At 70.6% G+C, this 21,815-nt stretch carries 15 protein-coding genes, 1 tRNA gene and 1 rRNA gene; 4 read left to right on the top strand and 13 right to left on the bottom strand.

The genetic code is table 11. The annotated features are described in order from the left end of the window. Window positions 1–40: 40 nt before the first annotated feature. The gene (locus ACIBK8_RS34335; RefSeq protein WP_399046449.1) at window positions 41–871 is read left to right on the top strand and encodes an Fpg/Nei family DNA glycosylase; all 831 of its coding nucleotides are present in this window, start codon (window positions 41–43) and stop codon (window positions 869–871) included. Window positions 872–903: 32 nt separating this feature from the next. Continuing rightward, window positions 904–1,680 carry an SDR family NAD(P)-dependent oxidoreductase gene (locus ACIBK8_RS34330; protein WP_399046448.1) on the top strand — a complete coding sequence of 259 codons (777 nt, stop codon included), beginning with the start codon at window positions 904–906 and terminating at the stop codon, window positions 1,678–1,680. Here ACIBK8_RS34330 and ACIBK8_RS34325 read toward each other — a convergent pair. The 10 genes from ACIBK8_RS34325 to ACIBK8_RS34280 all read right to left on the bottom strand — a co-directional run bounded on the left by ACIBK8_RS34325 (window position 1,628) and on the right by ACIBK8_RS34280 (window position 16,524). Next, the gene (locus tag ACIBK8_RS34325) at window positions 1,628–2,023 is read right to left on the bottom strand and encodes a hypothetical protein (RefSeq protein ID WP_399046447.1); all 396 of its coding nucleotides are present in this window, start codon (window positions 2,021–2,023) and stop codon (window positions 1,628–1,630) included. The two genes, ACIBK8_RS34330 and ACIBK8_RS34325, sit on opposite strands and share 53 nt — an antisense overlap. Before the next feature lie 169 nt (window positions 2,024–2,192). Further along, window positions 2,193–2,663: a Dps family protein gene (locus tag ACIBK8_RS34320; RefSeq protein ID WP_399046445.1), complete on the bottom strand. Its 471-nt coding sequence runs from the start codon at window positions 2,661–2,663 to the stop codon at window positions 2,193–2,195. A gap of 224 nt (window positions 2,664–2,887) precedes the next feature. After that, window positions 2,888–3,271: a helix-turn-helix domain-containing protein gene (locus ACIBK8_RS34315; protein WP_393687047.1), complete on the bottom strand. Its 384-nt coding sequence runs from the start codon at window positions 3,269–3,271 to the stop codon at window positions 2,888–2,890. 94 nt (window positions 3,272–3,365) lie between these two features. After that, entirely contained in the window at window positions 3,366–3,905 is a 540-nt protein-coding gene (locus tag ACIBK8_RS34310; RefSeq protein ID WP_399046443.1) for a CinA family protein, read from the bottom strand. Beyond that, complete coding sequence (gene pgsA / locus ACIBK8_RS34305) at window positions 3,902–4,543, bottom strand: CDP-diacylglycerol--glycerol-3-phosphate 3-phosphatidyltransferase (protein ID WP_399046441.1); 642 nt, start codon at window positions 4,541–4,543, stop codon at window positions 3,902–3,904. The genes ACIBK8_RS34310 and pgsA overlap by 4 nt, the downstream gene beginning before the upstream one ends. Next, complete coding sequence (rimO, locus tag ACIBK8_RS34300; RefSeq protein ID WP_399046440.1) at window positions 4,540–6,021, bottom strand: 30S ribosomal protein S12 methylthiotransferase RimO; 1,482 nt, start codon at window positions 6,019–6,021, stop codon at window positions 4,540–4,542. The genes pgsA and rimO overlap by 4 nt, the downstream gene beginning before the upstream one ends. Window positions 6,022–6,126: 105 nt before the next feature. Next, window positions 6,127–6,942 (bottom strand): helix-turn-helix domain-containing protein, encoded by an 816-nt coding sequence (locus ACIBK8_RS34295; protein ID WP_399046439.1) that lies wholly within the window; start codon window positions 6,940–6,942, stop codon window positions 6,127–6,129. Window positions 6,943–7,178: 236 nt separating this feature from the next. Next, window positions 7,179–9,959, bottom strand: coding sequence for a DNA translocase FtsK (locus ACIBK8_RS34290; protein ID WP_399046437.1), 2,781 nt, complete (start codon window positions 9,957–9,959; stop codon window positions 7,179–7,181). 115 nt (window positions 9,960–10,074) lie between these two features. Further along, window positions 10,075–10,734, bottom strand: coding sequence for a two-component system response regulator (locus ACIBK8_RS34285; protein WP_393687053.1), 660 nt, complete (start codon window positions 10,732–10,734; stop codon window positions 10,075–10,077). 285 nt (window positions 10,735–11,019) lie between these two features. Further along, window positions 11,020–16,524, bottom strand: coding sequence for a HAMP domain-containing protein (locus tag ACIBK8_RS34280; RefSeq protein WP_399046436.1), 5,505 nt, complete (start codon window positions 16,522–16,524; stop codon window positions 11,020–11,022). A 419-nt stretch (window positions 16,525–16,943) separates the two neighbouring features. On the opposite strand from ACIBK8_RS34280, the gene ACIBK8_RS34275 reads away from it, so the two are divergent. Both ACIBK8_RS34275 and ACIBK8_RS34270 read left to right on the top strand, forming a co-directional pair. Beyond that, entirely contained in the window at window positions 16,944–19,553 is a 2,610-nt protein-coding gene (locus tag ACIBK8_RS34275; protein WP_399046472.1) for a SpoIIE family protein phosphatase, read from the top strand. 151 nt (window positions 19,554–19,704) lie between these two features. Then, complete coding sequence (locus ACIBK8_RS34270) at window positions 19,705–20,742, top strand: YncE family protein (protein ID WP_399046434.1); 1,038 nt, start codon at window positions 19,705–19,707, stop codon at window positions 20,740–20,742. Window positions 20,743–20,799: 57 nt separating this feature from the next. Here ACIBK8_RS34270 and ACIBK8_RS34265 read toward each other — a convergent pair. The 3 genes from ACIBK8_RS34265 to rrf all read right to left on the bottom strand — a co-directional run. Continuing rightward, window positions 20,800–20,872: transfer RNA gene (locus ACIBK8_RS34265), tRNA-Thr, on the bottom strand. Window positions 20,873–20,945: 73 nt separating this feature from the next. Next, window positions 20,946–21,623 (bottom strand): DegT/DnrJ/EryC1/StrS family aminotransferase, encoded by a 678-nt coding sequence (locus ACIBK8_RS34260; protein ID WP_399046432.1) that lies wholly within the window; start codon window positions 21,621–21,623, stop codon window positions 20,946–20,948. Window positions 21,624–21,738: 115 nt separating this feature from the next. Beyond that, a 5S ribosomal RNA gene (rrf, locus tag ACIBK8_RS34255) occupies window positions 21,739–21,815 on the bottom strand; the annotation flags it as partial.

Raw genomic sequence — 21,815 nt, 5'->3', positions numbered from 1 at the left:
CCCCCTCCCGGCATCCCGGCATCCCGGCATCATGGATGCCATGCCCGAAGGTGACACGGTCTGGCGCACCGCCCGGCGGCTGCACGACGCCCTGGCGGGCCGGACGCTGACCCGGTGCGACCTGCGGGTGCCCCGCCTCGCGACGGCCGACCTGTCAGGCCGCACCGTCCAGGAGGTGCGCTCACGCGGCAAACACCTCCTGACCCGCGTCGAGGGCGGCCTCACCCTGCACTCGCACCTGCGGATGGACGGCGCCTGGCAGGTCTACGCCGCCGGAGAGCGCTGGCGCGGCGGCCCCGCCCACCAGATCAGGGCGGTACTGGGCACCGCGGAGCACACCGCGGTCGGCTACCGCCTGCCCGTCCTCGACCTGCTGCGCACCTCGGACGAGTCCCGGGTCGTCGGCCATCTCGGCCCCGACCTCCTCGGCCCCGACTGGGACGCGGCCGAAGCACTGCGCAGACTGCTCGCCACGCCGGGCCGCCCGCTCGGCGAGGCGCTGCGCGACCAGCGCACCCTCGCGGGCCTCGGCAATGTCTACGTATCCGAGCTGTGCTTCCTGCTGCGCGCCTCGCCCTGGCTGCCCGCCGACCGCCTCCCCGATCCATGGCGCGCTCCCGAGCTGGCCAAGAAGCTCCTGGAGGCCAACAAGAACCGCACGGCACGCGTCACCACCGCCAGCGCCCGCCCCGACCGGCGCCTGTGGGTCTACGGTCGGGCCGGCCGGCCGTGCGCCCGCTGCGGGACGACCGTGCGCAGCGCGGAGCAGGGCCCGGCGGCCGAAGCCCGCCTCACCTACTGGTGCCCGTCCTGCCAGCCGGACCCCGACCCCGGCCCACACACCACCGATCCACCCCCACCCACCAATTGACGCTCCGTCAGCCATTTCCCTACCCTCACCTCATGCCCGTCACGGCGTACGACCTCACCGGCCGCACCGCGCTCGTCACCGGAGCGGCGAGCGGCATCGGACGCGCCACAGCCACCCTGCTCGCCGAAGCCGGCGCCGCCGTGCACTGCGCGGATCTCGACGAGCGCGGCGTCCGCGCCACCGCGGCGGCCCTCACCGCGACCGGCGCCACCGCCCGCGCACACCACGTCGATGTCACCTCGCGCGACCAGGTCGCGGCCGTCGTCGACGCGGCCGTTCGCAGCACCGGACGGCTCGATGTGCTCGCCGCGATCGCCGGGGTCATGCACAGCGCGGCCGTCCTGGAGACCGAGGAAGCGGACCTGGACCGGGTCTGGAACATCAACTTCAAGGGTGTGCTGCACAGTTGCCAGGAGGCCGCCCGCGTCATGATCGCCACCGGGACCGGCGGCAGCATCGTCACCATGGCCTCCGGCGCGGTCGACACCGGCGCACCCGGCCTGCTCAGTTACGGCGCGTCGAAGGCCGCCGTCATCCAGCTCACCAAGACGCTCGCCACCGAGGTCGGCCGCCACGGCATCCGGGTCAACGCCGTGGCGCCCGGCTGGATCCGTACGCCGATGACCGCCCGGCACACCGCCGACGCGCAGCAGCAGGCCGAGCACCCCATGGCCCGGATGTCTCCCCTGGGCCGGGTGGGCGAGGCGGCGGACGTCGCGCAGGCCGTACTGCATCTGGCGTCGGACGCCGCCGCCTTCACGACCGGCCAGATCCTCCGCCCGAACGGTGGCGTCGCCATGCCCTGGTGAGCACCGCCCGCACCGCGCCGTCCCATGTCCCGCCGCCGCTCCGTTCCGGCGGTCCCGCCCCGGGCGCGCGGGGCCCTGCCCGGGACCGCCGCCCCGTCCACGGCACGCAGTGCACCGGCAGCAGGCTCAGCCCCCAGCCGCCCGCCGTCACCGCGCCCTCGACGGGCCCCGCCGACGCGGGCCACAGCGTCAGCCGCAGCACGGCCCACCACCACAGCAGGCCGACGAGCACCGCGGCGGCCCGGCTGCCCGCCCCGGCGCGCGGGCGCACCGGGGCGCCGGATATGCGACCGCCGCGACTCCGGTCGGCCGGGTCGCGCCTCCCACCGCCGTGCCCTCTCATCGCTGCCTCCTCAGGCCGACGCCAGGGTCTGTCGTTCGGGTCGGGTCGGGCTCAAAGGGCAGACCCTAGACGGACCCAACCACCCCATGGGAGGGCGCATCGGGGCATTCCCGGCGCGCACCCTGCGTCCCCGGGCCCGTCCGGGCCCCGGCCTGCGGCCCGCGGGCCGTCAGTGGGATTCGGCCTGGAACATCCAGTGGTGCTTCTCCAGGTCGCGGGTGAGGCCGATGAGGATGTCCTGGGTGACCGGGTCGGGCGCATCGGTCGCGCCGATCCGCTGCCGCATCCGCCCGATGACCGCGCTCAGGGCCGCGACCAGCGTCGAGACCGCGTCGACGTCCTTGATCCAGCCGTCGGGCACTTCCTTGATGCCGGTCGTCTTGGCGACGGTGATGGCCCGGCCGTCCGGCGTCACCCCGATCGCCGCCGCCCGCTCGGCGACCGTGTCCGCGTGCGTCCGCGCGGTGGTGACCACCTCGTCGAGCTGGAGATGGATGGAACGGAACCGCGGGCCGACGACGTTCCAGTGCACCTGCTTGGCCACCAGGGAGAGGTCCACGAGGTCGACCAGGGCTCCCTGGAGTGCATCTCCGACGACGGAGCGGTCGGCTTCGGACAGCGTGCTCTTGACCACAGACATCCAGCTACTCCTGTTCGGACGAACACCCGGAGCGGACAGCAGGCCGAAGTGTTCAGGAATGTGCAGATTTGCCCATCGTATAAACGATGGGTGCACTCCGAGCAGTCGAGCCGTCCACTCGGGCAGCGGGCCTCGCGTACACCGGCACCGGCGCCCGGCCCCGGACAGCACGAAGCCCCGCCCGGCTGCTGCCGTGCGGGGCTTCGGTGCTCTACAGCTCTGCGTCAGGCGGCGACGACGTCCACGACGTCCGCCGGAGCCTTGATGGTCACGCGATCTTCCGGCACACCCGTCAGGGACGCGACGGAAACGGAGTTGAACGTGGGCCGCACCGGTGCGGGCACCGGGTCGGTCGCAGCCGCGGACTGTGCCAGTTCGGCGAGCGCCAGCTCGTCGCTGACCTCACGCATCAGCTCGGACATGCGCACATCCAGCGCGTCACAGATCGACGAGAGCAGTTCGGACGACGCCTCTTTCTGCCCCCGCTCGACCTCGGACAAATAGCCGAGCGACACCCGGGCGGAGGAAGAGACCTCGCGCAGGGTGCGGCCTTGGCGCTGACGCTGTCGGCGCAGCACGTCACCCAGCAGGCGACGAAGCAGAATCATCGCTGGCTCCCTCCTCGGACCTCGGATCCGGATCCTTCTCGCCCCACCGTACCGCCTCGGACCGCAGCCGTGCCGGGCGTGAGTTCGTGTTCACTCAGGGCTGCAAACATCCATTCCCCCCGTGTTGTTCCGTATCCTGTGCCCCCGCATTTTCTGTCAGTTCGCTCAGCAGCAGGGCGAGGGAGGCCGCGACGCTGTCCCGGCGGATCCGCTCGCGGTCACCCTCCAGCGCCAGCCGCCGCGCCCGCACCGTGCCCTCGGGGCCGCACACGGCGACATGGACGGTGCCCACGGGCTGCCCGTCCTGCGGGTCGGGGCCTGCCACCCCTGTGGTGGCGATTCCCCAGTCGGCGTCCAGCACGCGCCGCACGCCGCACGCCATCTGCCGGGCGACCTCGGCGTCCACCGCACCGCGCGCGGCCAGCAGCGCGCCGTCCACACCCAGGACCGCCTGCTTGACGTCGGTGGCGTACGCGGTCACCGAGCCCCGTACGACCCGCGAGGCGCCGGGAACCGCGGTCAGCTCGGCCGCGACCAGCCCGCCCGTCAGCGACTCGGCCGCCGCCACGGTCTGCCCGCGCCCGGCGAGCAGCGCCAGCACACCGGCCGCCGCACCACCCGCCGGCCCGGTCACCGTACGGCGTCCCGCGCCGCGCGCTCCTTGGCCAGGCCGTCCCTGCGCAGCACAACGGCCTGGCGCACGTAGTCCAGGCCGGTCACCACCGTCAGCAGCACGGCCACCGCCATCACCCACGCGCGGAAGGTCGCCAGCGGGCCGGTGAGCACGAGGACGTACATCCCGACGGCGGTGCCCTGCGCCAATGTCTTGATTTTGCCGCCACGACTGGCCGGAATCACGCCGTGTTTGATCACCCAGAACCGCATCAGCGTGATGCCCAGCTCGCGGAAGAGGATCACGCCGGTCACCCACCACGGCAGGTCACCGAGGACCGAAAGGCAGATCAGCGCGGCGCCCATGATCGCCTTGTCGGCTATCGGGTCGGCGATCTTCCCGAAGTCGGTGACGAGGTTGTACGCGCGTGCCAGATGCCCGTCGAAGACGTCGGTGATCATGGCGACGGCGAACGCGGCCCAGGCGAACGCGCGCCAGGCCGGGTCATGGCCGTCGTCGTGCATCAGCAGCAGTACGAAGGCCGGTACCAGCACCAGCCGCAGCATCGTCAGGACGTTGGCGATGTTCCACAGCCCGGCCTGCCGGACGGCCGACGCCGAGCGCGGCCCGCCGGTTGCGGAAGCCGGGACTCCGCTCATCTGGCCGCCTCCTCGGGATACGCCGCACCCTCCACCGACAGCACCTCGGCCACGAGATCCACACCCTCGCTCGCGACCACCTTCGCTTCGACCATACGACCGGGCGCCAGCTCCTGGCTGGTCGACAGCAGGGTGACCCCGTCGGTCTCCGGCGCCTGGTGCGCGGCCCGCCCGACGACACCGTCCTCGTCGTCGGTCCGGTCGACCAGCACCCGGACGGTGCTGCCCACCCGCTCCTCGGCGCGCTGCGCCGTCAGCTCATCGGCCAGCCGTGACACCCGCGCGAGCCGCTCGGCGACCACGTCAGGATCGACCTTGTCCGCGTACGAGGCGGCTTCCGTGCCGTCCTCGTCGGAGTACCCGAAGACGCCGATGGCATCCAGTCCGGCCTCACTGATGAAGCGTTCCAGCTCGGCGAGGTCGGCCTCGCTCTCGCCGGGGAAGCCGACGATGAAGTTCGACCTGGCACCCGCCTCGGGCGCCTTGGCCCGGATCTGTTCCAGCAACTCCAGGAAGCGGTCGGTGTCACCGAAGCGCCGCATCGCGCGCAGCACGCCGGGCGCCGAGTGCTGGAACGACAGGTCGAAGTAGGGCGCCACCTTGTCGGTGCCGGTCAGCACGTCGATCAGCCCCGGCCGCATCTCGGCGGGCTGGAGGTAGCTGACGCGGATCCGCTCGATGCCGTCCACCGCGGCCAGCTCCGGCAGCAGCGTCTCCAGCAGGCGGATGTCGCCGAGGTCCTTGCCGTAGGACGTGTTGTTCTCGGAGACCAGCATGATCTCCTTGACGCCCTGCTCGGCCAGCCAGCGGGTCTCGCCGAGCACGTCGGACGGCCGGCGGGAGATGAAGGAGCCGCGGAAGGACGGGATGGCGCAGAACGAGCAGCGCCGGTCACACCCGGAGGCCAGCTTCACGGACGCCACCGGATTGCTGCCCAGCCGGCGGCGCAGCGGCGCACGCGGCCCGGAGGCGGGTGCCAGGCCCTCCGGCAGATCCTCCGGCGGGGTGTCCTGCGCGTGGCCCGGCAGCGCCACGTCGGCGGCCTGCCGCTCGGCGGGGCTGATCGGCAGCAGCTTGCGCCGGTCGCGCGGGGTGTGCGAGGCGTGGATGCCGCCGTTGAGGATGGTCTGGAGGCGGTCGGAGATGTCGCTGTAGTCGTCGAAGCCGAGCACGCCGTCGGCCTCGGGCAGGGCCGTGGCCAGCTCCTTGCCGTAGCGCTCGGCCATACAGCCGACGGCGACCACGGCCTGGGTCTTGCCGTGATCCTTCAGATCGTTGGCTTCGAGGAGGGCGTCGACGGAGTCCTTCTTGGCGGCCTCGACGAATCCACAGGTGTTGACGACGGCGACATCGGCATCGGCGGCGTCCTCGACGAGGTCCCAGCCGTCCGCTGCCAGGCGGCCTGCGAGCTCCTCCGAGTCCACCTCGTTACGGGCGCAGCCAAGAGTGACAAGGGCGACGGTACGGCGTTCGGGCATGGTGCTCAGCCTACTTCGTCCCGGCCGCGCCCCTCGCGTGCAGGTCCGCCCCCGCCGATACAGGGGCGGACCTCAAGGGCCGCGGACCCGCCGCGCCGCCCGGCCTCAGCCCGCCTGCGGGTCTCCCGGCGTGTAGCTCAGCCGCTCGACCGAACCCTTGTCGCCGACCTGCTTGACTTCCTTGCCATTGACGTAGAGCTGCACGACACCGGCGTTGCCGAGTACCAGGTCGATGCGTTCCTTGTCGGTGAAGGTCTTGGAATCGCCCTGCTTGAGGAGGCCGTCCTCCAGGAGCTTGCCGTTGGAGTCCTTGGCCGAAATCCAGCTCTGGCCGTCGCGTGCGGTGACCTTGATCGTCACCTTGTCCTTGGGCAGCCCGGCGATGGCGCTGTCCGACGGCTCGGGCTCCGTGGTGGGCCTGGACTGGTCGGTGGGTGCGGTGGTGTTCGGCTGCGGCGTCGGCTTCTCGGCGTTGGTGTCACCGCCGGCCACCGGGATGCCGCCGCCTTTCTGTCCGTCGCTGAACAGCGTGAAGCCGACGAAACCGATGACCGCGACGATCGCGGCGACCATCGCGGCGGTCCAGTTGGGGCGGCGCCGCTCGGGACGGATCCGTTCGGCCTCGAAGAGCGGCGCGGCCGGAGTCGGCTCGGGCCTGCCGCCGTGCTCGGTGTCGAACTGGTCGACCAGCGGCCCGGGATCGAGGTGGACGGCGCGGGCGAGCGCACGGATATGCCCCCGGGCATAGACGTCGCCGCCGCAACGCGAGAAGTCGTCCTGCTCGATCGCGTGCACGAGGGGGATGCGCACCCGTGTCGACGAACTGACCTCTTCGACGGTCAGCCGCGCGTCGATACGGGCCTGCTGGATGGCTCGACCGACGGAAGGCCGGTCGTCTGATGGGGAGTTGCCGATGGACACGGGGGCGCCTTTCGAGCGTGTAGCCACCTGCCGGACGTTCAGTCTAGGGGTGGACCGAAAGGGACGGGCAAACGGGCGGATGGGGTTTAACACCATCGATAGACCCGCCGGCGACGCCTTCGGGCCCCATGGTGAAGCATCGTTCCCTCACCTCCCTCAACTTGACGTATCGGCAGGAGAAACGGTTGCTTCCCTCCCGCACGAGTGACTCGTACGGGTCAAACGAGAGGCTGTACCTACCCGGAAGCCTCCCCCCGGATCACGGCCAGCACTCCGTCCAATTCATCCGGCTTCACCATGACATCGCGGGCCTTGGAACCCTCGCTCGGCCCGACGATGTTGCGCGATTCCATCAGGTCCATCAGCCGACCGGCCTTCGCGAAGCCCACCCGCAGCTTGCGCTGGAGCATCGATGTCGACCCGAACTGGGTCGACACCACCAGCTCGGCGGCCTGGCACAGCAGGTCGAGATCGTCGCCGATGTCCTCGTCGATCTCCTTCTTCTGCTGCGTGCCGACCGTGACGTCGTCCCGGAAGACCGGCGCCATCTGATCCTTGCAGTGCTTGACCACCGCCGCGACCTCGGCCTCGGTCACGAAGGCGCCCTGCATACGGACCGGCTTGTTCGCCCCCATCGGCAGGAAGAGACCGTCGCCCTTGCCGATCAGCTTCTCGGCGCCCGGCTGGTCGAGGATGACCCGGCTGTCCGCGAGCGAGGAGGTGGCGAACGCGAGCCGGGACGGGACGTTCGCCTTGATCAGGCCCGTGACGACGTCGACGGACGGCCGCTGGGTCGCCAGGACCAGGTGGATACCGGCCGCGCGGGCGAGCTGCGTGATACGGACGATCGCGTCCTCGACGTCCCGCGGCGCCACCATCATCAGGTCCGCCAGCTCGTCGACGATCACCAGCAGATACGGGTAGGGCGACAGTTCCCGCTCGCTGCCCGGGGGCGGGGTGACCTTGCCGTTGCGGACCGCTTCGTTGAAGTCGTCGATGTGCCGGAAGCCGTACGCCGCGAGGTCGTCGTAGCGCAGGTCCATCTCGCGCACCACCCACTGGAGCGCCTCGGCTGCCCGCTTGGGGTTGGTGATGATCGGCGTGATCAGGTGCGGGATGCCCTCGTAGGCCGTCAGCTCCACGCGCTTGGGGTCGACCAGCACCATCCGCACGTCCTCCGGGGTCGCCCGGACCATCACCGACGTGATCAGGCAGTTGATGCAGGAGGACTTACCGGAACCGGTGGCGCCTGCGACCAGGACGTGCGGCATCTTCGTCAGGTTGGCCATGACGTAGCCGCCCTCGACGTCCTTGCCGAGCGCGACCAGCATCGGGTGCTCGTCGCCCGCCGCGTCGGCCAGCCGCAGCACGTCGCCGAGGTTGACCATCTCGCGGTCGGTGTTCGGGATCTCGATGCCGACGGCGGACTTGCCGGGGATCGGGCTGATGATGCGGACGTCGGGGCTGGCCACCGCGTAGGCGATGTTCTTGGCCAGCGCGGTGATCTTCTCGACCTTGACGGCCGGGCCCAGCTCGACCTCGTAGCGGGTGACCGTCGGGCCGCGGGTGAAGCCGGTGACCGCCGCGTCGACCTTGAACTCCTGGAAGACCGTCGTCAGCGAGGCGACTATCGCGTCGTTCGCGGCGCTGCGGGTCTTGCCGGGCCCACCGCGCGCGAGCAGGTCGAGGGCCGGCAGCGAGTAGGTGATGTCGCCTGCCAGCTGGAGCTGCTCGGCGCGGGCCGGCAGATCACCGGCCGGCTCCGGCGGGGCCTTGGTGAAGTCGGGCACCGCCGGGGTGTCGTCCGCGGGCCCCGGCTGCACGCCACGGGCCTGCGGCACCGCACCGCTGTGCCCGGTGTCCTCGCCGCGGTCCCGCCGCTCCCCCGAGATGCTGCTGCTCAGACCGGCGACCAGCGGCGAGGGCTGCACGCCGTGCAGGACGGCGCCGTCCAGCGCGGCGGCAGCAGCCGCGGCCACGTCCACCGCGTCCATCGTCCGGTCCGCAGCGGGCTGCGCGGGCTCCTTGCGCGGCCGGCGGCGCTTGGCCAGCGCCTCCTCCTCTATCGCGTCCGGATCCGCGGCCGACGCCATGGCCCGGCCCGGCCGCCGCGCGGGCTGCTCGCGCCACTCCTCGGCGTACTCGTCCTCGTCGTCCGGCTCCGGTTCCACGGCCTCCAGGACGCCGAGCCGGGCGCCGAGCGCACGCAGCCGCTGCGGGATGGCGTTGACCGGGGTCGCGGTGACCACCAGCAGCCCGAAGACCGTCAGCAGCACCAGCAGCGCCACGGCCAGGGTCTGCCCCACGGTGAAGATCAGGGGCTTGGACGCCGCCCAGCCGACATAGCCGCCCGCGTCCTGGAGAGCCGCGATGCCGTCGCCGCGGCCCGGCGATCCACAGGCCATGGCGACCTGCCCGAGCACTCCGATGACCAGCGCGGACAGGCCGATGACGATCCGGCCGTTGGCCTCGGGCTGCTCGGGGTGCCGGATCAGCCGTACCGCGATCCCGCCGAGCAGTATCGGCACGACCAGGTCGAGCCGGCCGAAGGCGCCGGTGACCAGGAGTTCCACGAGATCGCCGACGGGGCCGCTGAGGTTGGACCAGGTGCCGGCCGCGACGACCAGCGCCAGGCCGAGCAGCAGCAGGCCGAGACCGTCCTTGCGGTGCGCCGGGTCGAGGTTCTTCGCGCCGCGGCCCATGCCGCGGAACACCGCGCCTATGGCGTGCGCGAGCCCCAGCCAGCAGGCCCGCGCCAGCCGGTAGACACCGCCGGTCGGTGACGGCGCCGGTTTGGGCGGGGCCTTCTTCGCGGGCGCCTTGCGTGCCGGCGCCTTCTTGGCCGGTGCCTTCTTGACCGGAGGCTTCTTCGCCGCCGCGGTCTTCTTCACCGGCGGCTTCCTGGCAGGCGCCTTCTTCGCCGCGGCCTTCTTGGCGGCGCCCCCGGACGATCCGGCGCGCTGCTTCGAGGGGCCCGCCGTGCTCTGGGTTCCCTTGCCGGTCGTACGTGAGGCCATGGGGACGAGATTACAGCCGCCGCCTGGCATCACACGAGCGCACGGCACTTCACCCGATCGTGTCGTGCGCTCGCGTCATGACGCCTCGCGCGCCCCCGGCATGAGAGGGCGTCAGTCAGCCGACCACGCCGCCGGTACCCGGCTCCAGTGCGTCCAGCGCCCTGCGGAGCCCGGTCAGTTTGCGCTCCAGATGGGCGGCGGTGGCCACCGCCGCGGCGTCCGCCGACTCGTCCAACTGCTTGGACAGCGCCTCGGCCTGCTCCTCGACGGCCGCCAGCCGCGCCGACAGCTCGGCGAGCAGCCCCGCCGACTCCTTGGCGTCATCGGCGGCCGGCCTGCCGCCTTCGAGCTGGAGCCTCAGCAGCGCGGCCTGCTCCCGCAGTTGGCAGTTCTTCATGTACAGCTCGACGAAGACCGAGACCTTCGCCCGCAGCACCCACGGGTCGAACGGCTTGGAGATGTAGTCGACCGCGCCCGCCGCGTAGCCGCGGAAGGTGTGGTGCGGGCCGTGGTTGATCGCCGTCAGGAAGATGATCGGGATGTCACGGGTCCGCTCGCGCCGCTTGATGTGCGCCGCGGTCTCGAATCCGTCCATCCCCGGCATCTGCACGTCGAGCAGGATCACCGCGAAATCATCCGTGAGCAGCGCCTTGAGCGCTTCCTCCCCGGACGATGCCCGTACCAGTGTCTGATCGAGCGCAGAGAGGATCGCCTCCAGCGCCAGCAGATTCTCCGGCCGGTCATCGACCAGGAGGATCTTGGCCTTCTGCACCATGGCCCGACCTCCTCGCCCCGGCATGGGGCCTCCCCTGTCCGAAGGACTTGGGGAAGAACCGGACGCCGCCCCAGGGGACGACTCCATCATGCCGCCCGTCCTTGTGCCGGTCATGGTAGCTGCACCCCGCTCGTCGCCACACCCTGTCACCGCGATGTCACTGCGTACGTAGCGGAAACGCGGGGCGAGACCGGAAGGTTCCCGGACATCCGCGTTTCCACCCGTCCACGGCCACACTGCGTCAGCACGCGGTGATCCTCTTTCGACTCCATACTGGACGCTCCGTCACTCCGCGCGCATCCATTGCTCCATGACCGACAACAGATGATCGGTGTCCACCGGCTTGGTGACGTAGTCCGATGCGCCGGAGTCGATGCTCTTCTCCCGGTCACCCTTCATCGCCTTCGCGGTGAGCGCGATGATCGGCAGCCCGGCGAACTGCGGCATCCGCCGGATCGCCGCGGTGGTCGCGTAGCCGTCCATCTCCGGCATCATGATGTCCATCAGCACCAGCACCACGTCGTCGTGCTGCTCCAGCACCTCGATGCCCTCGCGGCCGTTCTCCGCGTACAGCACCGACAGGCCGTGCTGCTCCAGGACGCTGGTGAGCGCGAAGACGTTGCGGATGTCGTCGTCGACGATCAGCACCTTCTCGCCGTGGAAGCCGCCCTCGAAGGCCGGATCCTCCACCAGGTCCTGGCCATTGCCGAGCCAGGGCTCGGTGGCGGGCTGCGCCGGCGGTTCAGGTGCGGCCTGCCGCTGCGGTGCCGGGGGCGCGGCGGGCAGCGCGGCACGCCGGGCGGAGCCCGAAATCCCGCGCCGCCGACGGCGGTTGAGCGCCGTGGCCGACGCCTGCTCCTCGGCCTCCCGCGCCGCTTCCTCGGCCGCCTGCCTGCCGACCTCGGTCTCCCGCGCCTCGGCGTCCATCGCGAAGCCGCCCGCCACCAGCGCCGGGTAGCCCTGCGGCGGCAGCCCGCCCGGGTTCTGCGGCAGGTACAGCGTGAACGTCGAGCCGCGGCCCGGCTCACTGGCCGCGTGGATCTCACCGCCCAGCAGCCGGGCGATCTCCCGGCTGATGGACAGGCCGAGGCCGGTGCCGCCGTACTTGCGGCTGGTCGTGCCGTCCGCCTGCTTGAACGCCTCGAAGATGACCCGCATCTTGCTGGACGCGATGCCGATACCGGTGTCGGTCACCGAGAAGGCGATCATTTCGGCCTCCGGGTCGCGCAACGACCCGTGTTCCAGGAGCTGTTCGCGGATCGCCACCGGGACGTCGGTACCGGCCGGCCGGATGACCAGCTCCACATTGCCGCTGTCGGTGAACTTCACCGCGTTCGACAGGAGATTGCGCAGCACCTGGAGCAGCCGCTGCTCGTCGGTGTGCAGGGTGGAGGGCAGGTCAGGGGAGACGCGTACGGCGAATTCCAGGCCCTTCTCGGCGGTCAGCGGCCGGAACGTCGCCTCGACGTAGTCGACGAGCTGGACCAGCGCGATCCGCGTCGGGCTGACGTCCATCTTGCCCGCCTCGACCTTGGACAGGTCGAGGATGTCGTTGATCAGCTGGAGCAGGTCGCTGCCCGCACCGTGGATGGTCTCGGCGAACTCCACCTGCTTCGGCGAGAGGTTCCCCTCGGCGTTGTCGGCCAGCAACTTGGCCAGGATCAGCAGGGAGTTGAGCGGCGTGCGCAGCTCGTGCGACATGTTCGCCAGGAACTCCGACTTGTAGCGCATCGAGACCGCGAGCTGCTCGGCGCGCTCCTCCAGGACCTGCCGCGCCTCCTCGATCTCGGTGTTCTTCACCTCGATGTCGCGGTTCTGCGCCCGCAGCTGCTCGGCCTTCTCCTCCAGTTCGGAGTTGGACAGCTCCAGCGCCTTCTGCCGGCTCTCCAGCTCACCCGACCGCTCCTTGAGCTGCTCGGTCAGCTCCTGCGACTGCTTGAGCAGCACCTCGGTCTTGGTGTTGACCGAGATGGTGTTGACGCTGGTCGCGATCATCTCGGCGATCTGGCTGAGGAAGTCCTTCTGGATCTGCGTGAACGGCTGGAAGGACGCCAGCTCGATCACGCCGAGCACCTTGTCCTCGAAGAGCACCGGCAGCACGATGACGTTCGCCGGCGGCGCCTCACCGAGCCCGGAGGCGATCTTGAGGTAGCCGGACGGCACGTTCTCCACCAGGATCGTGCGGCCCTCCTCCGCCGCCGTCCCGATCAGCGTCTCGCCGGGCCGGAACGTCGTCGGCATCCCGCCCATCGCGTAGCCGTAGGAGCCCATCAGCCGCAGCTCGTACGCGCCTGCCTCGCCGCCGTCCGCGCCGATCTCCTGGCTGTCGGGCTGCGCGGCGAGGAAGAACGCGCCGTGCTGCGCGGAGACCGCGGGCGACAGCTCGCTCATGATGAGGGTGGCGACGTCCTTGAGGTCGCGCCTGCCCTGCATCAGACCGGAGATCCGGGCCAGGTTGCCCTTCAGCCAGTCCTGTTCCTCGTTGGCGAGGGTGGTCTCGCGGAGCGTGGAGATCATGGTGTTGACGTTGTCCTGGAGCTCCAGGATCTCGCCGGCCGCGTCCACGTCGATACGGACGTTGTGGTCGCCGAGGGTCACGGCCGCGGCGACCGCGGCGATGGCCCGCACCTGGCGGGTGAGATTGCCCGCCATCTCGTTCACCGACTCGGTCAGGTCCTTCCAGGTGCCGGCCACGCCCCGCACCTGCGCCTGCCCGCCCAGCTGGCCTTCCGTGCCCACCTCACGCGCCACCCTGGTGACCTGCTCGGCGAAGGACGAGAGCTGGTCGACCATGGTGTTGATGGTGGTCTTCAGCGCCAGGATCTCGCCCCGCGCATCGACGTCGATCTTCTTGGTCAGATCACCCTTGGCCACCGCGGTGGTGACCATCGCGATGTTGCGGACCTGGCCCGTGAGGTTGTTGGCCATCGAGTTCACGGACTCGGTGAGGTCCTTCCACGTACCGGCGACGCCGGGGACGCGGGCCTGACCGCCCAGGATGCCGTCGGTGCCCACCTCGCGGGCCACCCTGGTGACCTCGTCGGCGAACGACGACAGCGTCGTGACCATGGTGTTGACGGTGTCGGCGAGCTGCGCGACCTCGCCGCGCGCCTCGACCGTGACCTTCTTCGTCAGGTCACCGTTGGCGACCGCCGCCGAGACCTGCGAGATGTTGCGCACCTGGATGGTGAGGTTGTTGGCCATCAGGTTGACGTTGTCGGTCAGGTCCAGCCAGATACCGGTCGCGCCCGGTACCCGCGCCTGGCCGCCCAACTGGCCCTCGGTGCCCACCTCACGCGCCACCCGGGTCACCTGCTCGGCGAACGACGACAGCTGGTCGACCATCGTGTTGACGGTCGTGACCAGTTCGAGGATCTCGCCCTTGGCGTCGACGGTGATCTTCTTCGACAGGTCGCCGCGGGCCACCGCCGTCGTCACCTCGGCGATGTTGCGCACCTGCGACGTCAGGTTGTTCGCCATGAAGTTGACGGACTGGGTGAGGTCCTTCCACGTCCCGCTGACGCCCTGCACCTCGGCCTGGCCGCCCAGGATGCCCTCGGTGCCCACCTCGCGGGCGACCCGCGTGACCTGCTCCGCGAACGAGGACAGCTGGTCCACCATCGTGTTCAGGGTGTTCTTCAGCTCCAGGATCTCGCCCCGGGCGTCCGCGTCGATCTTCTGCGACAGATCACCGCGCGCGACCGCCGTGGCGACCTGCGCGATGTTGCGGACCTGGGCCGTGAGATTGCCCGCCATGCCGTTCACGGAGTCGGTCAGATCGCGCCAGACGCCGGCGACACCGGGCACCTGCGCCTGGCCGCCCAGCCTGCCGTCCGTACCGACCTCCCGGGAGACCCGGGTGACCTGCTCGGCGAACGCGGAGAGCTGATCGACCATCGTGTTGATGGTGTTCTTCAGCTCCAGGATCTCGCCGCGCGCGTCCACGTCGATCTTCTGGGAGAGGTCACCGCGCGCCACCGCCGTGGTCACCTGCGCGATCTGCCGCACCTGCGAAGTCAGGTTCCCCGCCATGAAGTTGACGGAGTCGGTCAGTTCCTTCCAGGTGCCGCTGACGCCGTCCACCCGCGCCTGGCCACCGAGGCGGCCCTCCGTGCCCACGTCCCTGGCCATCCGCGTGACCTGGTCCGCGAACGAGGACAGCTGGTCCACCATGGTGTTCACGGTGTTCTTCAGCTGGAGCATCTCGCCGGAGACGTCGACGGTGACCTTCTGCGACAGATCACCGTTGGCGACCGCCGTGGTCACCTGCGCGATGTTGCGCACCTGTCCGGTCAGGTTGCGGAACGCGGTGTTGACCGAGTCCGTGAGGTCCTTCCACGTCCCCGCGGCGCCCGGCACCGCCGCCTGGCCGCCCAGCTCACCCTCGACGCCGATCTCCCGCGCCACACGGGTCACCTCGGCACCGAACGAGGACAGCTGGCCCACCATCGTGTTGACGGTGTTCTTCAACTCCAGCATTTCCCCGGCGACATCGACCGTGACGGTCTGCGAGAGGTCACCGTTGGCGACCGCCGTCGTCACCTGCGCGATGTCCCGCACCTGCGCCGTGAGGTTGCGGAAGGCCGTGTTGACGGAGTCCGTCAGGTCCTTCCAGGTGCCGGCCGCGCCCGGCACCTGCGCCTGCCCACCGAGCTGTCCCTCGGCGCCGACCTCGTTCGCCACCCGCGTCACTTCGTCCGCGAAGGTACGCAGCGTCTCGGTCATGGTGTTGATGGTGTCGGCGAGCTGCGCGACCTCGCCGCGCGCGCTGACCGTGACCTTCTGCGACAGATCGCCGTTCGCGACGGCGGTGGTGACCTGCGCGATACCACGGACCTGCGCGGTGAGGTTCCCGGCCATGAGGTTGACCGAATCCGTCAGGTCCTTCCACACCCCGGCGACGCCTGGCACCTGCGCCTGACCGCCCAGTTCGCCCTCCGTGCCGACCTCGCGGGCGACGCGCGTCACCTCGGAGGCGAACGACGAGAGCTGGTCCACCATCGTGTTGACGGTGTTCTTCAGCTCCAGCATCTCGCCGGCGACGTGGACCGTGACCTTCCGGGAGAGATCACCCTTCGCCACCGCAGTGGTGACGAGAGCGATGTCACGCACCTGCGCCGTCAGCCGCGAGGCCATGGTGTTGACGGACTCCGTGAGGTCCTTCCACGAACCCGACATACCGCGCACCCGCGCCTGACCGCCGAGCTTGCCCTCCGTACCGACCTCACTGGCCACCCGCGTGACCTCGTCGGTGAACGCCGAGAGCTGGTCGACCAGGCCGTTGACGGTGCGCCCGACCTTCAGGAACTCGCCCCGCAGCGGATGCTCGGACGAACTGTCCGAACTGCGCGAGCGCAGATCCATCCGCTGCTCCAGGTCGCCCTCGGAGACCGCCGACAGCACCCGCCCCACCTCGGAGACCGGCCGTACGAGGTCGTCCACCAGGGCGTTCGAGGCATCGATCGCCGCCGCCCAGGACCCCTCGCAGGCCGCGACCTCCAGCCGTTCCGTGAGCTTTCCCTCACGCCCGACGACCCGGCGCACCCGCGCCAGCTCGCCCGTCAGGTGCAGATTGCGGTCCGCCACCTCATTGAAAACCGCCGCGATTTCCGACATGACGCCTTCGCCGGAAACCGTCAACCGCTTGCGGAAGTTGCCGTCCCTCATCGCGACGAGAGCGACCAGCAATCGATTCAGGGCAGCTGTATCCACTTCGGTCGTCCCGTTGTTCCGGGATCGTCCGCCTTTCGCGCGCGTGCTTGCGGCCCGCGCGGCTGCGCCAGACTCCACCGTGTCCCTCCCGCAGGGTCGACCGTTCTACCCGGGCTTTCTCCTGATACCTGCCCAGTGTTTCACCATGGCCCACCGAAGCGGCAAAGAGTCGGGACCTCACCACATCGCGGGCACACATCGCGGCCGGCGGGGCGGATACTCCGTCACTCTTCACGACGGCACAGGTCCCGATAAAGGGGCGCGGTCAACACAGTTCGGCAGCATCCCCCCACGGGGCGTAGCGAGTGCCGGCCACGCCCCGGCGGCCCCGCGTATTCCCCAGCGGCAGGCACCTCGACGCCCCGGGCCCGCTGATGCCGGACGGCACTCCTTCGTTCCCACCGCTCACCACGACCGACTAGCCTGGCGTTCGCATCGATGCCACGAGAAACGGGCACAGGACCCTGGGGAGCGACGAAAAACCAATGGGGAGTGCTGTGATCACCGCGCGGGCCGCTGCCACGTTCGAACCGGTGGGGCGCTCCGTCGCCACCGCCCGCGCCTTCGTCCGCGACACCCTCCAGGGCTGGGGCTACGGCGACATCGTCGACGACGCCGTCGTCCTCACCAGCGAACTGGTCACCAACGCCGTGGTGCACGCGGGCACCGCGGCCGACGTGCTGTGCCTGCGCCAGGACAGCGGAGTGCGCATCTCCGTCGCCGACCGCTACCCGGAGCGGGAGATCCCGCTCCAGAACACCGGTCAGGCCCTCGTCCACCCCGACCGCGAGGGCGGCCGTGGCCTGCTCCTGTGCGGCGCGCTCGCCACCCGCTGGGGCGTCGAGTACACCGCGGCGCAGAAGCACGTGTGGTTCCAGCTCGACCTGCCCGACCGCCCGGCCGGCACCCGCTCCGCGGGCCCCGCGCTCCCCGTCGACGCCCTCCCGGTCGCCGACACCCGGGTACGCGTCGCCGTCATCCAGATCGACCGCGGCGGCTGCATCAGCTTCTGGAACGACGACGCCCAGGGCCTCTTCCAGTTCGAGGCCGAGCAGGTCATCGGCAAGCCCCTCACCGACTTCGCCGCCTGGCCGCACACCCCGGGCACCGGCACCGGCATCGCCGAGGCACTCCGGCTCTCCCGCTGGGAAGGCTCCTACGGCATAAGGGGCGCCGACGGCCGCGTGCTCCCCGTCTACGCCTCCCACCTGCGCGTCCGCGACGCCGACGGGGAGGCGTCCACCGTCTGCCTCCTGGTACGCGACCACGAACGCGCCGTCCTCCAGAGCCCCCAGCGCACCCCGGCACCGGACGCCGCAGCCCACCCCGAAGGCCGCCCGTCCGACCCGTTCGAGGTCTTCATCGGCTCGCCCGCCCCCGACGACCTGGACGGCCTCCTCCAGCGCACCGTCGAACGCGCCCGCGACATGCTCGACGGCGACGCCGCCTACCTCCTGCTCGCCACCGACGACGAGACCGAACTGGAGGTCCGCGCCTCCACCGGCCTGCCATCCGCCCGCCAGCGGTTCGCCCGCGTCCCCGTGGAAACCGGATCCGGACGCTACGGCTCCGCCCGGATGCCGTCCGTCCACGAAGACCTCACCGCGGTCCCCGGCGCCGTACCCCTGCTCTCCGGCACCGGCATGCGCTCGGTCGTCACCGTCCCGCTCAAGGTCGAGGGCCGGCTCACCGGATCGCTCGGCGTCGCCGCGGAAGGCGCCGGCCGCTACACCAACGAAGAGGCCCTGCGCCTCCAGTTCGCCGCCGACCGCATCGCACTCGCCGTCGAACGCGCCCGCCTGACCGAACTGGAACGCCTGCGCCGCGGCTCCCTCTCCTTCCTCGTCGAGGCGTCCGACCTCCTGGCCGGCACCCTCGACCGCGACCAGACCCTGGCCCTGATGGCCCAGATGACGGTGCCCACCCTCGCCACCTGGTGCGCCGTCTACACCGTCGCCGACCAGGCGTCCGAACCGGAACTCTCCTACGTCCTGCACGAGGACGAGGACCGCATCGACGGCCTCAAGACCCTGCTGAAAAAGGTCGATCCGCCCGAGCCGGTCCCCACCCCGGGCGCCCGCGTGTGGACCGCACCCACCGACGCCGCACACGACGCCGCCCTGCGCACCACCCTGCGCAGCCTGGGACTCGGCAACTCCGCCCGCCCCTCGACAGGTCCCGGCGCCACCCTCGCCACCGCGTCGGCCGTCGGCGGCGAGACCGTCGTACTCCCCCTCGTCGCCCGCAACCGCGTCATCGGCATGCTCACCCTCGGCAAGCCCACCGAAGAACACTTCCGCCAGGAAATCCTCGAACTCGCCGAAGACCTCTCCCGGCGTGCCGCGCTCGCCCTGGACAACGCCCGCCTCTACTCCGAGCGCACGGCCATCAGCCAGTCACTCCAGCGCAGCCTGCTCCCCCCGGAACTGCCCGAAGTCCCCGGCGTCGAGGTCGAGGTCATCTACCGCGCGGCCGGCGAGGGCAACGAAGTCGGCGGCGACTTCTACGACCTCTTCCCGATCCGCGACGGCGCCTACGGCTTCGCCATCGGCGACGTCTGCGGCACAGGACCGGAAGCCGCGGCCGTCACCGGACTGGCCCGGCACGCCCTGCGCCTCCTCGCCCGCGAGGGATTCGGCGGCCCCGCCGTACTCGAACGCCTCAATGCCGCGATCCTCGACGAGGGCGCCCGCAGCCGCTTCCTCACGCTCCTCTACGGCGAACTGTGGCCCCAGGAGGACGGCAGCGCCCTCCTCAAGGTCGTCTGCGCCGGCCACCCCCTGCCGCTCCGCCTGCGCCAGGACGGCACCGTCGAACCAGCCGCCGAACCGCAGCCCCTCCTCGGCGTCATGGACGACCTCGAACTCTACGAACAGACCGTCACCCTCGACCCCGGCGACGTCCTCCTGTGCGTCACCGACGGCGTCACCGAACGCCGCGAAGGCACCCGCATGTTGGGCGACGACGGCCTCTCCGACGTCCTGACGACGTGTACGGGCCTGACGGCGGGCGCCGTCGCCGCCCGGGTCCTGCGCGCCGTCGAACGCTTCGCCGCTGAACCCGCGTCGGACGACATGGCCATCCTCGCCATGCGCGTCCCCCAGTAGAACGCCGCCCACCCGCGCTCCATCCCTGTGGCCTGCGTCACCCCCCCGACACGGCCGCTCACCCGCCCGCCAGGAAACCTGCGCCCGGCGCACTGCCGCCCTACCTGCGCCGCATTGGTCACCCCTCCAACAGCGGCCCAGGCTGGGGCACATGACTTCCACCGCACGACGCACACCCGGCGACCAGCTCGCCGTCGTCAGCCAGACCGGCCCGACCGTCACCTTCTTCGACGCCGCCACCCACGAGCGGCTCGACGTCCTGCCGATGCCCGACCAGCCCCACGAACTGTGCTTCGACCCGGACCTCCGACTGCTGTACTGCACCATCACCTACCGCTCCGGCTTCTACAACGCCCACCGGGGACGCGCCCACGAACTCACCGTCATCGACGTCGACACCCACACCGTCGTCGACACCCTCGACCTCTCGCCCGACCACGCCCCGCACGGTCTCGCCCTCGACCGCGCCCGCAGCCGTCTCTACATCAGCGTCGAGGCCACCGAGTCCGAACCGGGAGGCGTCGTCGTCATCGACACCCGCACCCGTACCCGCATCGGCCGCATCCCGACGATGGCGGACGGCCCGCACTGGTTCGCCCTCACCCCCGACGGCACCCGCGGCTACACCACCAACAAGGAGGCACCTTTCGTCTCCGCCATCGACCTGGAACGCGGTGAGTTCACCGGCCGCATCGAGGTTCCCGGCAGCGAAGGACTGGCCGTCTCCCTCGACGGCCGCTACGTCTACGCCGCCGCCCCCAAGGTCGACGACACGACCGCCCGGCCTGGCATCCGCGTCATCGACACCCGCACCGCCACCGTCGTCCGCACCCTGCCGACCCAGGAACCTGTCATGCCGGTGCACGTCACCGCCACCGGCGCCGTCCTGGTCGGCGAAACCCGCGCCGGAGGCACCATGGACAGCCCGCTCGGCCGCCAGCTCCCCGGCGTCCTCACCGTCTTCGCACCCGACACCCTGGAGCCCGCCGACGGCATCCCCGTCGGCGCCCTCCCGCTGACCATCACGTCATCCCCCGACGGCAGCACCGCCTACGTGTCCGGCAACCTCTCCAGCACCGTCACGGTCGTCGACCTGCCCAGCCGCACCGTCGTCGCCACACTGGAAGTCGACCGTAAGGACCTCTCAGGCGCCCACGGCCTCGCCTACATCCCGGCGCCAACGGCCTGACCCACCCGACCCATACAAAAAGGCCCCCGCCACAACGGCGGGGGCCTTTCTCTCTTGAGCCCCAATACGGAATCGAACCGTAGACCTTCTCCTTACCATGGAGACGCTCTGCCGACTGAGCTATTGGGGCGCGCCAGCGGAATAGAGCATACATGAATCCCGCGGCACCTCCGAATCGCGCACAACGGCCCCGCACACCACGCCTAAAAGGCCGGTTGCAACAATCCGCCCAGCGCATTGCACGCACTCACCATGCGCTGCAACTCCCGGCGCGACATTCCCGCGTACACCGGCAACGCCAGCGTCTCGTCGACGGCCCGCTCGGTCTCCGGAAGAAACACATCCCGCCGCAGCCCCGGCATCCGGTACACCGGAACCTGCACGGGAACGCGACAGGCAACCCCCTTGGCCCGCAGCGCCCGCGCGAACGCGTCCCGGTCCGGCCGGCCGTTCCCCGGCACCCGCACCACGTACTGCTCGTACGTGTGCCCCGCGGCGGCCACGGGCGTACGGACACCGTTGAGCCTGGCATCCAGATACGCGGCATGCCGGCGCCGCTCCTCCAACCCGTCGGCCGCCCCACCGGGTTCGTCCTCCACCATGACCAACAGCCCGTGCCGCTGGCCCACTTCACGGATCCATCCGTCGTCCGCCCGCCGCCCGAAGCGGTGCACGGCCACGATCGCCGCGGTACGGCCCGTCAGCACGTCGGACACGGCAGCCGGGTCGAGGCAGTAACTGCCCGCGTCGACATCGGCGAACACCGGCAGCGCCCCCATCCGCACCACCGCCTCGGCCACTTCGGCGTTCCCGTAGGCCGGCACCACGACCTCGTCACCGGCACGGACGCCGGCCGACTTGAGCGTTCCACGTGTCCCCATGCCGCGGATCCTGACGACGCAAGGTGAACAAGGCGTTACGCACATGCCCTGAACGAGGGAACAAAAAAGCTCCGGTTCCTGAACCAAAAGGTCCAGAAACCGGAGCTGAAAAATTGTTCGGCGGCGTCCTACTCTCCCACAGAGTCCCCTCTGCAGTACCATCGGCGCTGAAAGGCTTAGCTTCCGGGTTCG

The sequence above is a fragment of the Streptomyces sp. NPDC050161 genome (genome assembly GCF_044460025.1).
In the GTDB taxonomy this organism is placed as follows: domain Bacteria; phylum Actinomycetota; class Actinomycetes; order Streptomycetales; family Streptomycetaceae; genus Streptomyces.
This window is presented reverse-complemented; position numbering and strand designations above follow the sequence as displayed.